The organism is Micromonospora sp. NPDC004551, from assembly GCF_040609975.1.
In the GTDB taxonomy this organism is placed as follows: domain Bacteria; phylum Actinomycetota; class Actinomycetes; order Mycobacteriales; family Micromonosporaceae; genus Micromonospora.
In genome coordinates this window covers 14417-27330 of sequence record NZ_JBEXLM010000053.1, presented here as the reverse complement: position 1 = coordinate 27330, position 12914 = coordinate 14417, and the positions used below count along the sequence as shown (strand labels likewise).

14 protein-coding genes are annotated in these 12914 nt (G+C 69.4%); 9 read left to right on the top strand and 5 right to left on the bottom strand.

Translation table 11 applies throughout. From position 1 onward, the window contains the following. Positions 1 to 264: 264 nt before the first annotated feature. Positions 265 to 1413 carry an amidase gene (locus tag ABZW14_RS33275; RefSeq protein ID WP_355354886.1) on the bottom strand — a complete coding sequence of 383 codons (1149 nt, stop codon included), beginning with the start codon at positions 1411 to 1413 and terminating at the stop codon, positions 265 to 267. Between the two features lie 339 nt (positions 1414 to 1752). Here ABZW14_RS33275 and ABZW14_RS33270 point away from each other — a divergent pair, with 339 nt between their 5' ends. From ABZW14_RS33270 to ABZW14_RS33255, 4 genes are all read left to right on the top strand, one after another. Beyond that, positions 1753 to 3135 carry a serine hydrolase domain-containing protein gene (locus ABZW14_RS33270; protein ID WP_355354883.1) on the top strand — a complete coding sequence of 461 codons (1383 nt, stop codon included), beginning with the start codon at positions 1753 to 1755 and terminating at the stop codon, positions 3133 to 3135. Positions 3136 to 3148: 13 nt separating this feature from the next. After that, the gene (locus ABZW14_RS33265) at positions 3149 to 3901 is read left to right on the top strand and encodes a MerR family transcriptional regulator (protein WP_355354880.1); all 753 of its coding nucleotides are present in this window, start codon (positions 3149 to 3151) and stop codon (positions 3899 to 3901) included. Positions 3902 to 4183: 282 nt separating this feature from the next. Beyond that, complete coding sequence (locus tag ABZW14_RS33260; protein ID WP_355354877.1) at positions 4184 to 4381, top strand: hypothetical protein; 198 nt, start codon at positions 4184 to 4186, stop codon at positions 4379 to 4381. 144 nt (positions 4382 to 4525) lie between these two features. Next, positions 4526 to 4816, top strand: a complete 291-nt coding sequence (locus ABZW14_RS33255) for a DUF1883 domain-containing protein (protein WP_355354874.1) — start codon at positions 4526 to 4528, stop codon at positions 4814 to 4816. A 128-nt stretch (positions 4817 to 4944) separates the two neighbouring features. Here ABZW14_RS33255 and ABZW14_RS33250 read toward each other — a convergent pair whose 3' ends face one another. After that, positions 4945 to 5805, bottom strand: a complete 861-nt coding sequence (locus ABZW14_RS33250) for a YwqG family protein (protein WP_355354871.1) — start codon at positions 5803 to 5805, stop codon at positions 4945 to 4947. Positions 5806 to 6463: 658 nt separating this feature from the next. On the opposite strand from ABZW14_RS33250, the gene ABZW14_RS33245 reads away from it, so the two are divergent. After that, complete coding sequence (locus tag ABZW14_RS33245) at positions 6464 to 7003, top strand: tetratricopeptide repeat protein (RefSeq protein ID WP_355354868.1); 540 nt, start codon at positions 6464 to 6466, stop codon at positions 7001 to 7003. A 159-nt stretch (positions 7004 to 7162) separates the two neighbouring features. Here the strand turns inward: ABZW14_RS33245 and ABZW14_RS33240 are convergent, their stop codons facing one another. Further along, the gene (locus ABZW14_RS33240) at positions 7163 to 7756 is read right to left on the bottom strand and encodes a TetR/AcrR family transcriptional regulator (RefSeq protein ID WP_355354865.1); all 594 of its coding nucleotides are present in this window, start codon (positions 7754 to 7756) and stop codon (positions 7163 to 7165) included. A gap of 85 nt (positions 7757 to 7841) precedes the next feature. Here ABZW14_RS33240 and ABZW14_RS33235 point away from each other — a divergent pair, with 85 nt between their 5' ends. The 3 genes from ABZW14_RS33235 to ABZW14_RS33225 are packed head-to-tail and all read left to right on the top strand — an operon-like array spanning position 7842 to position 10881. Further along, positions 7842 to 9116: a YbfB/YjiJ family MFS transporter gene (locus ABZW14_RS33235; RefSeq protein WP_355354862.1), complete on the top strand. Its 1275-nt coding sequence runs from the start codon at positions 7842 to 7844 to the stop codon at positions 9114 to 9116. Continuing rightward, positions 8998 to 9669 (top strand): alpha/beta hydrolase family protein, encoded by a 672-nt coding sequence (locus ABZW14_RS33230; RefSeq protein WP_355354859.1) that lies wholly within the window; start codon positions 8998 to 9000, stop codon positions 9667 to 9669. Before ABZW14_RS33235 ends, ABZW14_RS33230 begins: the two co-directional genes overlap by 119 nt. A gap of 51 nt (positions 9670 to 9720) precedes the next feature. Next, positions 9721 to 10881 (top strand): CapA family protein, encoded by a 1161-nt coding sequence (locus ABZW14_RS33225; protein ID WP_355354856.1) that lies wholly within the window; start codon positions 9721 to 9723, stop codon positions 10879 to 10881. Between the two features lie 82 nt (positions 10882 to 10963). Here ABZW14_RS33225 and ABZW14_RS33220 read toward each other — a convergent pair whose 3' ends face one another. Together ABZW14_RS33220 and ABZW14_RS33215 are read right to left on the bottom strand one after the other, a co-directional pair. Continuing rightward, positions 10964 to 11344 carry a SpoIIE family protein phosphatase gene (locus tag ABZW14_RS33220; RefSeq protein WP_355354892.1) on the bottom strand — a complete coding sequence of 127 codons (381 nt, stop codon included), beginning with the start codon at positions 11342 to 11344 and terminating at the stop codon, positions 10964 to 10966. Further along, the gene (locus ABZW14_RS33215; RefSeq protein WP_355354853.1) at positions 11341 to 12165 is read right to left on the bottom strand and encodes a MarR family transcriptional regulator; all 825 of its coding nucleotides are present in this window, start codon (positions 12163 to 12165) and stop codon (positions 11341 to 11343) included. Before ABZW14_RS33215 ends, ABZW14_RS33220 begins: the two co-directional genes overlap by 4 nt. Positions 12166 to 12431: 266 nt before the next feature. Here ABZW14_RS33215 and ABZW14_RS33210 point away from each other — a divergent pair, with 266 nt between their 5' ends. After that, on the top strand, positions 12432 to 12812 hold the full coding sequence (locus ABZW14_RS33210) for a nuclear transport factor 2 family protein (RefSeq protein WP_355354850.1): 381 nt from the start codon (positions 12432 to 12434) through the stop codon (positions 12810 to 12812). Positions 12813 to 12914 lie beyond the last annotated feature (102 nt).

The following is a 12914-nucleotide window of genomic DNA, read 5'->3' as shown; positions in this document are numbered from 1 at the left end:
ACGTTCTCTACCGGCGCCTCTCCAAAGATCAACAAAGCCGGCCGACCCGCACCACTTGACACACAGAGGCGCTCTTGAGCCTCTCCCCGCCCTGGGGCGACGCCCGGGCCGCGCAGGCCAAATGAGAGCCACACGACCAGCGTGGGCAGCCGAATTGAGAGCGACAGCCCGGGCGCCTCGACCGAAGCCTGGCCGGGCCACGGTCGCAGGTCAATGAAACAAGTAGCCGAGTTGAGTGGTCGCAGAAGCGGATTTCTCTGTTCTTCAGCGGTGTTGTTCCCAGCTTGGCAGGGACGGACGATTCAGCGCCCTCTCGATCCAGAGCCCGGTTGCGCAGAGCAGGTCTTCGCCGCGCATTGGGCCGACAAGTTGCAGGCTGGCGGGCACGGGTAAACCAGGTGACGGTATCGGCATGGAGATGGCTGGGACGCCCGCGAGATTGAACGGCGCGGTCAGCTTGGTGAGTGGGAAGCCCGCGAAATCGGTCAACAGCGGTGGGGTCGCGACCAGCGTCGGTAGCGCCAGAACGTCGACCTCGCCAAGTGCCGCGGCCACCTCTGCCTGCCACGCCGCGCGGGCGGACATGGCCTCGGCCAACCGCGGCGCGGTGACGGCGCGGCCGGCGTGCAGGCCGCCGTTGACGAACGTGCCAACTCCGTCGGCGTCGAGCAGCGCATGGTGCGCCCTCCACAGCTCGCCGAGGATGATCGTGTCGAGGGTGTCGTAGGTTTGGTCCCATCCGGGCAGCCGCACCTCGCGGACGGTGAGTCCAGCTGCGTGTAGTGCGGCGTCGATGACGTCTTCGACCGCAGCGTCGACGCCGTCTATCCGCAGCCGACCGACCAGACGAGCGGGACGCGATGCGACCGTCCAGTCCGGCTCGAGCAAACGCATCCCGGTGGCGACGCCGGCCACGTCGCGGGCAAGCGGGCCGATGGTGTCCAGACTGGGCGCCAACGGCCAAACACCCCCGGTCGGCACTCGTCCCCAGGTCGTCTTCAGTCCCACGATCGCGCAACACGCGGCCGGGATGCGGACCGAGCCGCCGGTGTCGGTGCCCAACCCGATGTCCGCTTCACCGTTGGCGACCGCCACCGCGCTGCCGCTGGATGAACCACCCGGAATGCGATCGGGCGCCACGGGGTTGACCGGGGTGCCGAACGTCGTGTTGTCGCCCGCCGGGCTGACGCACAGCTCGGTCAGTGTGGTTTTACCGACGATGTATGCGCCAGCCGCGCGCACACCGGCGAGGCACCGCGCATCGGACGTGGCGGGGACCGCCCGATCACGTACCGCCACGCACCCGGCAGTCGTGATCACGCCGACCATGTCGATGGCGTCCTTGACGGCGACGCGGATGAGCCCGTCGGGGCTGGCGGCGGGCGGATCAAAGCGGCTAATCCAGATCGACATCCGGCGAACATACGGCGCACCAACGACCGGCCACCAAGCATTTAGCGGACCGAAAATCTACGAACGCCCTTCGGGCGAGAGCGTCCGCTTCTGCCGCCACGCGCGCGTTCGGCCAGGCTCTCGGACGTCCGACTCTGCCGATGAGCGGACGGCAGCGGCATGTGCTGTGGTGGGCTGCGCCGGACGGCTGGGCGGCGTTTCCGGGCAGCAACGAGTACGGCCGGCTGACCGTTGCGTTAGTGGCCGTGCTTACCCGCCGGGTGATTACGGCCGGCACTGCGACGTCGTCACAAAAGGTACTTGACCTTGCCCCTGGGGCAAGGTTCGAGGATCTATGGCATGAACGAGATCGGACACATCAGCAAGCGAGCAGCCGACTTCTGCGAGGCCACCCAGGTTCCCGGATTCCTCGCCGGCATCTACCACGCCGGAGAGCAAGCCGTCGTCGCCCACGGAGTGGCGAACATCGCCACCGGAGCGCCGATGCGCGAGGACACCAACTTCCTGTTCGGATCCATCACCAAGATCATGACGACCACGCTCGTGCTCCAGCAGGTCGAGCGGGGCACCCTCAGCCTCGACGCGCCAGTCGTCGACTACCTGCCGGAGTTCCGGCTTGCCACGCCCGGCGCCGCCGAGAAGATCCGCGTCCGCCACCTCGTCACACACACCAGCGGCATCGACGCCGACCTGTTCTTCCCAGACACCGCGGGCCGCGACGCCCTCAAGATCTATGTGGAGCGGCTCGGCCGCGAATGCGGCACCCTCTTCCCGCCGGGCGAGTACGTCAGCTACTCCAACGGCGGCATGATCGTCGCCGGCCGGCTGCTGGAGGTAGTCACCGGCCGGCCGTACCACGAACTGCTCGAGCATGACGTCTTCGCGGCCGCCGGGATGGCTGGCGCGTGCACCTCGGCCGAGCGGGCCATCCTGCGCTCCACCGCTGTCGGGCACTTCCCCGACCCGGCCACCGGCGAGGTCCGACCGACCGGCATGTTCATGCTGCCCCAGACGTGGGGGCCGGCCGGCAGCACGCCGATCGGCACCATCGCGGACCTGCTCGCCTTCGGGCGGGTCCACCTCGGCGACGGCTTGGCGCCGTCGGGCGCGCGGGTGCTGTCCGCCGAGTCGGTCGCCCGCATGCAGACGATCACGCACGACCTGGGTACGCCGAACACGTCGCCCATCGGCCTCGGCTGGCTGGTGCAGTCACTCGGCGACATGACGGTGCTGACCATGTCCGGCGCGTCGCCCGGCGGGGTGGCGGTGCTGGTCGTCGTGCCGGACCACGACCTGGTGTTCGCCGCGTACGGCAACGATTCGCGGGCGCTGGCGCTGCACGATGAGCTGCTGCACTGGCTCGCCGGGCTGTTCGGCGAGGTGGAGACTCCAGCCTACGCGCCCGAGACGGTCGATCTCCAGCCGTACGCCGGGACGTACCGCTCGAACCAGCTCCGGGTCGACGTACGCGTCGTGGACGACGGACTGGAGGAGCGGGTGACCTACGAGCCGGCGGACGAGGTACAGGAGCGGATCTTCACCGGCTTCGTGGGTGGCTCGTTCACGGCGCCGCCGCAGCGCTACGTGCCGGTCGGGAAGGATCTCTTCGCCCCGGCCGGGGTGCCGCTGGAGGGGCTGCCCTCGCACTATCTGGTGTCCTACCACGGCGGGGCGGCGTACCGGTGCGCCGGCGGCCGGCTGACCCGCCGCGCGTCCGTCTGACATCATGCGGTTCATGAGCGACGAGCTGGCCGGCGGGCGGCACCTGCTGACCATCGGCCAGCTCGCCAACTACGCGGGCGTGACGGTCAAAGCGGTGCGGGTCTATCACGACCGGGACCTACTGCCCGAGCCGCCACGCGACTCGTCCGGCTATCGACGGTACGGCGCCGAGCACGCGATCCAGCTCGTCAAGATCAGAACACTGGTCGAGGCCGGGGTACCGCTGGCCCGAATCAAGGAGCTACTCGGAGCCGGGCCAGAGCAGTTCGCCGAAGCGCTCGACGAGATCGACCGCAACCTGCGCAAGCGTGCCGAGGAGATCCGCCGGACCCGGCAACGGATCGCCCAGCTCCACAGCGGGGACCGGCTGTTCGTCTCGCCAGAGGTCGCCAGCTACCTGCAGCGGCTGCGCGAGATCGGGGTCAGTGAGCGCACCGTACTGCTCGAGCGCGACCTGTGGATCCTGCTGCAGTCGGTGGCGCCCGAACAGGCGGCGGCCTGGATCGCCGACAAACTCGCGGCCATCGCCGATCCCGAGTTCTGCACCCTGTACGTCGACTACGACGCCGCATTCGACTGGTCGCCGAACGATCCGCGCCTGCCGGCGTTAGCCGAGCGGACCCGGCAATGGTTCACCAGCCGGGACGCCAATGCCGAGGCCGAACCGGCGCCCGACCCGACGATCACCCAGTTGGCCACCGTGACGGCCGGCGCGTCCTCGCCGGCCTGGGCCCGGATCGCCGAGCTGGCGAAGCAGACCCGTTGAGTCCGGCACACGGGCACGGGTCGCGACAGCGCCGCACTGCCTCCTGCCAGTCGACCAGACTGCTCAGGCATGCTGTCCGCGACTCACGGCATCCGGATCTGCCGCGAAGCGCTCGTCACACAAGGTAGCCAGTTCACGATGCATGCATCCGCCCGTCGAGCGCAGCCGGCTGACGGGCGGCGACGCGCGGACGTGCCCATGAACGCGAAACCGCTGAAGCGTTGGCCGGGCCTATGATCACCAGGTACCTCCAGTGCGATATCTGCTCGACGAGGTGCCGTGGTGAACCGTGTGACTGCTGACCGGCCGATGCTCGTCAACGTGGTGAATCACTGGTTCTACCTACAAGAGCCGATCTTCCTCAATGCCGGGCAGACCTATTGGATCGATGACGAGACCAACGAGTTGTGCGTGGACCGCGGTGGTGACCGTGTAACGCGGCATGGTCGCGCCCGACACGCCGCTTGGATGTGCCGTTAGTCGAGGCTATCGCTCGCCAAGGTCAGCTATCCGCACCTGCCGCCCACCGTGCTGCGCCCTTTCGGTGACTGTCACGCTCGGCATGTCGCTTCCGCGACCACCTGAAGGCGGGCCTGATTGCAAGTCCGTCACCCTAGACAGTGCGTGCGGGAGTCGCTACTAATAGCGCTTATGGAGCACCTGTACTGGGATCTCGGATCTTTTGCCGGCGGCGCCCAGTTCGAAGTGTGCCTGCGCGGCTCGACGGCGAGAGTCTGTCTCATGGACGTTGAGCACTACCAGGCGTATCTCGACGGCGACGAGTATGAGTATCACGGGGACTTCTGGGACGTCAGCCCTGTGATCCTTGAGGTGCCTTACGACGGATACTGGTACCTCGTTGTCGACAGCAACGTCCGGCGGATCAGCGTCGAGGTCGCCCAGATCTTCGACTGACCGCATGGTTTGCATGCTGCCGCCTTGGACCGTTGTGCCGACGAGCGACGGGCACGTCGACGCTCAGACGGACCCCTTCGGCGTAGCTGCGCCTCTGATCACCTGTGCGCACATGCCGCAGACCGTGGTCAGCAGCACTGCCAGGTGAACATGGCGCGGTCGAATCGACGGGCAGCGAGGTCGTCGGGTCGGATGAGCCAGTAGAGCATGCCCGTGTCGCCCCACATCATGTTCGCGTTGTCGTCGCTGTCGAACTGGGCGAGCAGCAGCCATCGGCTGGCCTCGGAGGCGAGTGCCGGGTCTCGCCAGTCGACGCTGCCGCCCATTGCCGCCTGCGCGACCTCGTACTCGACGTCGCCCTGCACCGGCCAGGCGTATCCGCCGAGTTGGTGCAGCGGGCCCTCGCCGCTGCTGATCGCCGAACAGAATTTCCTGCGCCGAAGCGGATGCTCCGGTTCTGCCGCCTGGCTGAACCCGGCCCCGAATGCGTCGTGCAGCACGGGATGGTCGTACGAGGGTGCCGTCGACACCGCACGCGAGGCGAACTGAATGCGCTTGTAGGGTTCGATGCCCTCGGGAGTCGCCCGCTGCGCACTGGCTTCGCCTGCAGGCACGTAAACGACGCGCGCGCCGGCCTGAGACTCCGGGTCGCTGGCGAAGACCATCGCCTCACCGTCGTCGTACTGGCCGTCGAAGTGGAAGAACAGAAGCCGGCCGTCGACCGGCAGACCCATCTCGGTGACCACCCGTGGTAGCGCGGCGCAGTCGACTGAGGCGATGAAGCTCAACGGCCCGTGCCCCTCCCAGACCGGCCACGCCAGGTCGTCGGGCAGTTCGGGCTCACCGCCCAGGTATCCGACCGCAGGCCCGTCGCCGTGGTCGGCAGTGATCAGCCGAATTCCCGGCCGCAGCAGCGACACCCATGTGTCGGCGACGTCTGCCGGTAGGTGCTCACGGGCCACCGCCGCAAGATCGATCTGGCTGGTCATGCCGAGCATCATGCCACCGCACGCCGACACGGACGTCGGTGCTGTACGCCGGCAGCCGGCCGCAGAGTCGATCCTCCATCAGTGTGGAGCAGCCCGCGCACCTGCGGCCAGACCGTCTCGAGTAGCACCTCCCACGCCTGCTTCACGAGTGAGACCAGCGTCGGGAGCACCGCGGCCGGGTCGCCCAGCAGGAGCCGTCCGGTCGCCGACTCGGCCGCCCCCCGGGGTGTCCGCCAGTGACAGTCGCACCTCTGCGTACCCGATCGCGGTTGCTGGCCGCGACCGCGCCGAGTTCATCCTCGAAGCGGACGTGCGGACTGACCGGAGGCGGCGAGAGGAAATCGGGGTGTAGCCGCGGCGGGGCTGAAGCAGGGCGATCGGTCGTAGGTCGACTTCCCGCAGGTCGAGGGCGTCGAGCCAGCGGCGGTGAGGGCCGACCCCTTCCCGCGGGGACAGCAGGCGCACCGCGGACAGCGTCTCGAGCATGGGCGAGACGGCGAGACGGCAGCGCACCAGATCGGCGGCGCCGAACCGCAGCGTGATCGCCGTCCGCCACTGCTGAAGCTGAGATTCGGCCTCCGCCGAATCACTCGCGTCGACGGTATCAGCGCTCGCAGAGTGTCTCTCGTCCGAGCCAATGATCAGGAGGAGAACGAGGATGAACCTGAGCGCCGACTGGGAGCAGCGCAGTGCGGATCTGTGGGCGGCCTTCAACGCGAGGCCGGAGGACTGGGACGAGGAGGAGTTCCGCCGACGTGTCGGCGCTCTGGCCGACGAGCTGGGGCCGGATCATCCGGTGGCGGCGTTCGAGCGGGCCTGCGCCTGGGACTCGACCGGCCACTCGGACCGGGCGGTACCGCTGTACCGCAGGGCGCTGGAGCTGGGTGTCGACGGCATCCGCCGCCGACGCTCGGTGATCCAGATGTCCAGTTCACTGCGGAACATCGGGCAGGCCGAGGAGTGCGTCCGGCTGCTGACCGCGGAGCGCGAGCGTGGCTCCGACGAACTCGACGACGCGGTTAGCGCGACGCTCGCCCTGGCGCTGACCAGCGTGGGCCGGGAGCGTGAGGCGGTGTCGATCGCCGTCGGGGCACTCGCCAAGCACCTGCCGCGCTACCAGCGCTCGATGGCCAACTACGCCCGGCTCCTGGTCGAGCCCGGCGGATCTGCCGACCAGCGTCCGAGCGCAGTCGCCTGATCAGGCGGTTCAGGCTGACCGCCGTTCACGACCGTGGCGGGACGTACCAGGACAGCTACCAGGTTGGGGCTCCGGGTAGCGGCTGGGCCGCACCCTGCCGGGCGGTGCTCGGCATCAGCGGCGGCAGGGAACGTTGGCGGAACTGACGGGGGCGCAGGGTCAGGCGCCAGCGGGCCGGGCGGCGTCCAGCAGGGCAAGGGCGGCCTGCTTGGCGTGCGTGCCGGCGCTGGTTCTGTCGTGGTGCGCGGCGATCAGGGTTGCACCCTCGACCAGGAGGAGTAACTGGCGCCCCAGGGTCTCGGGGTCGGCTGCGCCGGCGCGCCGGGCGATCGCGGTCAGGAGGTCGAGGCGGCGGTCCAGGTGGCGCGCGGTGATGCCCGTTACCGGCTGGGCCTGGTGTTGGGCTGCGGCGTTGTGCATGGCGCAACCACGGAAGCTCGGCTCCTCGTACCACTGCTGAAGCTCGTCGAACACGGCGGCGAGCTGGTCGCGAGGGTCCTCCCCGGCGGCGGCCGCGGCCGTGGCGATCCAGGAGGTCACCCGGTCGCTACGCGCCTTGAGCACCGCTTCGACCAGGCCGTCCTTGTTGCCGAAGTGCCGGTAGAGGGTCTCCTTGGACACGCCCAGGCGGGAGCACAGTTCGGCGACGCCGATGCCGTCGAGGCCGCGCTCGTACAGCAGCGGGGTCGCCGCGTCGATGATGCTCGAGCGGGTGCGCTCCGGGTCGATGGTTGATCCCTTGGGAACTGGCACAAGTTGATGGTACCGAGCGGTTCCTTCTGCTGCTAGCATCTCCCGAGTTCGTACCGATCGGTTCGATCGCAAGGGGGGAGGGCTGATGACGCCGACCGGGCTCACCGGGCTGTGGCCGGCCTTGCGGCTCGCCCTGGGCACCGCGTCCGCCCTCGGCTTCGCGCGCTTCGCCTACGGACTGCTGTTGCCGGCGATGCGACACGAACTGAACTGGACGCTGGCAGCAGCCGGCGCGATGAGCGCGGCCAACGGCTTCGGCTATCTGCTCGGCGCGCTGTTCACCCAACCCCTGGTACGCCGTCTCGGTGCGGCCACCGCGTTCCGCGTCGCCATGGCGCTGACCGCCGCGTCGCTGGCCCTGACCGCCGTCAGCGGCGACCACCTGACGCTGGTCCTCCTCCGTACGCTGTCCGGCGCCACCGGCGCGGTGGTGTTCGTGGCCGGCGGAGTGCTCGCATCCCGCCTCGCGGCAGGCGCTGCGTCAGCCGCCCCCATCACGGTCTACTTCGCCGGCGCCGGGCTAGGCATCGTGCTCAGCGGCATCGCCGTACCCCTGCTCGGCGAGCACTGGCGGCTGGCCTGGGTCACGTTGGGCGCTGCCGGCGCGCTAGCTACGGCGGTGAGCTGGACCGCAGCCAGCAACACCATCGCGCCACCCGTGACCGGTCGGGCACGGCTCCGGCCCCTGCTGGCACCCGCCGCAGCCTACCTGCTGTTCGCCGCCGGCTACATCACCTACATCACGTTCCTCTCCGCCTACCTGACCGACCTGGACGCTCCCGTCGGGCAGGTAGTCCTCACCTGGGTCGTGCTCGGCGCAGCTGTCGCAGCGGCGCCGGCGATATGGAGCCGTCCGATCGCCCGGTGGCCCGGCACCCGGGCGCTGGCCACCCTCCTCGCAGTTCTCAGCGGCGGCGCCGCGCTGATGTTGATGTCGGCGGCGACCCCGTTCGTTCTGGCCTCGGCACTGCTCTACGGAGGGACCTTCATGGGCGTGCCCGCCGCGGTCACCGCCCTCATCAAGACCCGCACTCCGGCCGTTGACTGGACCGCCACGCTCGCCCTGTTCACCGCGGTGTTCGCCGCCGGTCAGACAGCCGGTCCATGGCTCGCCGGCCTGGTCGCCGACCACACCTCCACCACGGCCACCCTCGCCTGGACCGCCGTCCTGAGCGCGGTTGCCGCAGTCATCGCCCTCATCGGCGCCCCGCCCCGCACCCACGACCAACTGAAGGAGCAGCATGAACTTCGTGCTCGTCCCCGGAATGTGCCACGGCGGATGGTGCTTCGAGCACCTCACCCGACGGTTGCGCGGCCTCGGACACAGCGTCCACCCGCTGACGTTGACCGGTGTCAGTGAACGCCGGCACCTGCTGCACGGCACGGTCAACCTCGACACGCACATCCAGGACGTGGTGGCCGCTCTCGACGGCGAGGACCTGCGGGACACGGTCCTGGTCGGGCACAGCTACGGCGGGATGGTGATCACCGGAGCCGCGGACCGCGCACCTGACCGGGTCGGCTCCCTGGTCTACCTGGACGCCGTGGTACCCGCCGACGGCGACTCATGCTGGTCACTGGTATCCGATGCGGAACGAAGGTGGTACCTGGACGTCGACGAGACCGGCTGCGCGTCCCGGCCCCTGCCGTTCTTCGACGCCCGGGCGACGCCCCACCCGATCGCCTCCCTGCTCCAACCACTCCGGCTCACCGGCGATCTCGGGCACATCAGACGCCGGGACTACGTGTACGCCGCCGGCTGGGCCGACCAATCCCCGTTCACCGCCACCTACCAGCGGCTGAGCGCGGCCCCCGGCTGGACCACCCACGCCCTGCCCGGGGGACACAACCTCATGCGCGACACGCCGGACGAGCTGGCGACCATTCTGCACGGCGTTGCCGGCTCCCGCTGAAACGGCCGTCAGCGTCGCCCGACCAACCCAGAAAGCGTTGTGGCCTGATCGATGCTCGACCTCAACCGCAGCCTCACATTCATTATCGGCCGTAGGTCGATGCTCGCCCTGGGGGCTCTGGCCCTGGCCTTCGCTGTGCTGGTTGCGGCCTGTGGCGCGCCGGCTACCCGCTCGGGCGAGCCGTCCTCGACGACCGGCGTCCCGTTCCCGACCGCGGAGATGCCGTCCGCGGTCGGACCTGGGCGGGTCGTCTCGCTCGCCGCGACGGGCGACATCATCATGGGCAACGCTCCGAACCGGCTGCCCGCCGACGGCGGCAAGGGGTTCTTCGACGCGGTCGAGCGGGCGCTGCGGGCCGACCTGGTGATGGGCAACCTCGAGGAACCGCTGACCGTCGACACGGGCACCGGCAAGTGCGCCGCCCACTCCACCCGCTGCTTCCAGTTCCGAGCGCCACCGCAGTACGCCGCCCACCTGCGCGACGCCGGCTTCGACCTGCTCAACCAGGCCAACAACCACGGCTATGACTACGGCCCGAAGGGCTATGCGAACACCCGCAAGGCCCTCGAGGCATACGACCTGGCCCACACCGGCGCCCCCGACCAGATCACTGTGGTCGAGGTGAACAGCGTCAAGATCGCGGTCGCCGGCTTCTCGCCGTATGCCTGGTCCAACAGCCTGATCGACATCGCCAAGGCGAAGCGGGTGGTCGCCAAGGCAGCCACCATGGCCGACCTCGTCGTGGTGCAGGTGCACATGGGCGGCGAGGGCGCGGACAAGACCCGGGTGCGCCCGGGCACCGAGATGTTCCTCGGCGAGAACCGGGGTGACCCGGTCAGGTTCCCCAAGGCGATGATCGACGCCGGCGCCGACCTCATCGTCGGACACGGCCCGCACGTGCTGCGCGGCATGGAGTTCTACAAGGGCCGGCTCATCGCGTACAGCCTCGGAAACTTCGCCGGCGGGGGGAAGTCGCTCAGCAACGACGGCCGGTTCGGCTGGGGTGGCGTACTCAAGGTGTCGCTCCGGGCCGACGGGACCTGGGCCGGCGGCTCACTGACCTCGACATACCTGGACGGCGCCGGCCGCCCGAGCATGGACCCGGACGACCGGGGCCTGCGGCTGGTCCGTCAGCTCAGCGGCTCGGACTTTCCCCAGACCGGGGCCCGGTTCGGCGGCTCTGGAAGAATTACGCCGCCCACCGGCGACTGACCCGCCGGTCGTGACGCGGCCGAGCGCCGGCGCCGCGAGGTGCCGTGGCCGCACGGCGAGGCGTGCCCGGGTGTCGCGGCTGTCACGCCTGGTCCGTGGTCGGCGATGGCGGCCAGGTCAGGTACAGCAGGGCGGTGTCATCGCTGTGTCGGCCGTCGTCGCCGCATTGGATCTCGCCGAGCAGGGCGGTGAGCTGGCCGCCCAGGTCGGTGATGATGCTCAGCTTGCCGGCGAGTTCGATGAAGCGCTGCTCGCCGAGGCGGGTGCCGTCCTCGGTGAAGTCTTCGTAGACGCCGTCGGTGTACAGCAGCAGACCCGCCCCCGCCTGGAGCGGGAGGTGGGTGTCGCCGGCCTCGACCGGGGCCCGCGGGGGGTGACACTCACCGAGGCCGGACGCCGACTTGCCGCGACCGGTGAGCGGATCGAGGCGGAGCTGACCGAGGCGCCTGACGCGCCCGCTCAGTCGTCGATCTCCTGTGCCGCAGCGGCGATCGGCTCGAGGCCCGCGATCAGCTCGTCGAGCTCGTCGGCGGTGAGCACGTCGTACGCCGGTGCCGCCAGCTCGTCGGTGAGGGCCTCGATCCGTTCCTTGGTCTGGCGGCCGGCGTCGGTGAACCCGCCGGCGGCGTCGACGAGGCCGCGGCGGCGCAGCCCGTCGACGACACCGGCCAGCTGCGCCGTGGGCAGGTGGTGGGTCCGGCCGAACTCCTCCGCCCTCATGCCGAGGGAGAGAGCGACCAGGACGTGGGCCTCGGTGCCGCCGATGCCGTGGGCGAGCAGGGCGGCGTTGTGGCCGTCCCCGCGGTGCTCCCGCAGCAGCGTCGCCGCGTGCCAGAGCCTGGCCACCGATTCCTCGGGCACGTCGAGCGCCCGGAGTCCTGCGTACAGCGGGCGGCCCTCGGTCGGCGCGCTGACCGCTGCTCGGGTGGCCAGGCCGGCGGTCCGCACCAGGGCGGGGGAGTCGGCGAGCTGCCCGATCCTCTGCCGCAGCTCTGCGGCGCTGCCCCGCTCGCGCACGGCGATCGCCTCCTGCGGGGTGGTCTTCCCCCAGACCCACGGGATGTGGCGCGCCACCTCGCCGTCGGCGAAGTTGTAGAAGACCGCGTGCACCACCTCGGCCGACGCCAGGCCCAGCGGCGCGGCCCGGCCCGCGAAGTACCCGTCCCAGTAGTTACGCATACCCAAGGCAAGGAACGCCTCGTTCGGCACCTCGGAAAAGGTGACGGTGGCGATCGGCTCGACAAGCTCGAACATGCGGTGGATCTTGGCCAGGGGGTGCTGCATCGGTCGGCATCCTTTGGTCGTGACAGCGCCCTCGTGGGCGGCCTCTCAGGCTAGCTACGAACAACGCGGCCCGGATACGACAACTCCGGTCGACGTCAATCCAGCCAAGATCAGCCTCGCTCCCATGCCGCTGACCGCGTGCCGGTCAGCGTCCGCTCGCAGCGAGATCGGCGCCTCAAAACGATCGAGGAAGCTGAGCGGGCAATGCCGCGAGCGGCCGACAGCCCTGCCCCCGCAGGGTTGCAAGGACCCTGTAGAACGTCGTCATGAACGACGACGTGGCCGAGGTACTGAGACTCGAGCGATCTCGCCTTCGATCTCTCGTCGAGCGAGACATGGCCGTAGCCGAACGAATCCACGCTGATGACTACCAGCTCATCACGCCGGTCGGACAAACGCACACGAAGGCGACGTACCTCGGCGACGTGGCGTCCAAGCGCCTCGAGTACCTCGATTTCGAACCCTCTTCGTCAATCTCGGTGCGCGCGTCGCCGGACCTCATCGTCCTCCGCTACATCGCGCACATCCGGTTGAGTGTCGGAGTTGCCGATGAGGTCGAGCTGAGCGCTTGGCACACCGACCACTATGAGAAGCGTGACGGCATGTGGACTGTCGTGTGGTCACAGGCAACGGAGATCGGGGCCTGACTCCGACCCGATGCTCGACTGTTTCCGCGGTCAGAAGGGCCCACCGGCGTTGGCGCTGACCGCGTGCCGGTCAGCGTCTGCTCGTGGCGATGACAGTGCGTC

Bases quoted from the DNA above. Each gene is read 5' to 3' on its own strand.
- ABZW14_RS33270 (WP_355354883.1), top strand. From the start codon at position 1,753: ATGAACGAGATCGGACACATCAGCAAGCGAGCAGCCGACTTCTGCGAG.
- ABZW14_RS33275 (WP_355354886.1), bottom strand. From the start codon at position 1,413: ATGTCGATCTGGATTAGCCGCTTTGATCCGCCCGCCGCCAGCCCCGAC.
- ABZW14_RS33265 (WP_355354880.1), top strand. From the start codon at position 3,149: ATGAGCGACGAGCTGGCCGGCGGGCGGCACCTGCTGACCATCGGCCAG.
- ABZW14_RS33215 (WP_355354853.1), bottom strand. From the start codon at position 12,165: ATGCAGCACCCCCTGGCCAAGATCCACCGCATGTTCGAGCTTGTCGAG.
- ABZW14_RS33235 (WP_355354862.1), top strand. From the start codon at position 7,842: ATGACGCCGACCGGGCTCACCGGGCTGTGGCCGGCCTTGCGGCTCGCC.
- ABZW14_RS33230 (WP_355354859.1), top strand. From the start codon at position 8,998: ATGAACTTCGTGCTCGTCCCCGGAATGTGCCACGGCGGATGGTGCTTC.
- ABZW14_RS33245 (WP_355354868.1), top strand. From the start codon at position 6,464: ATGAACCTGAGCGCCGACTGGGAGCAGCGCAGTGCGGATCTGTGGGCG.
- ABZW14_RS33225 (WP_355354856.1), top strand. From the start codon at position 9,721: ATGCTCGACCTCAACCGCAGCCTCACATTCATTATCGGCCGTAGGTCG.
- ABZW14_RS33250 (WP_355354871.1), bottom strand. From the start codon at position 5,805: ATGACCAGCCAGATCGATCTTGCGGCGGTGGCCCGTGAGCACCTACCG.
- ABZW14_RS33210 (WP_355354850.1), top strand. From the start codon at position 12,432: ATGAACGACGACGTGGCCGAGGTACTGAGACTCGAGCGATCTCGCCTT.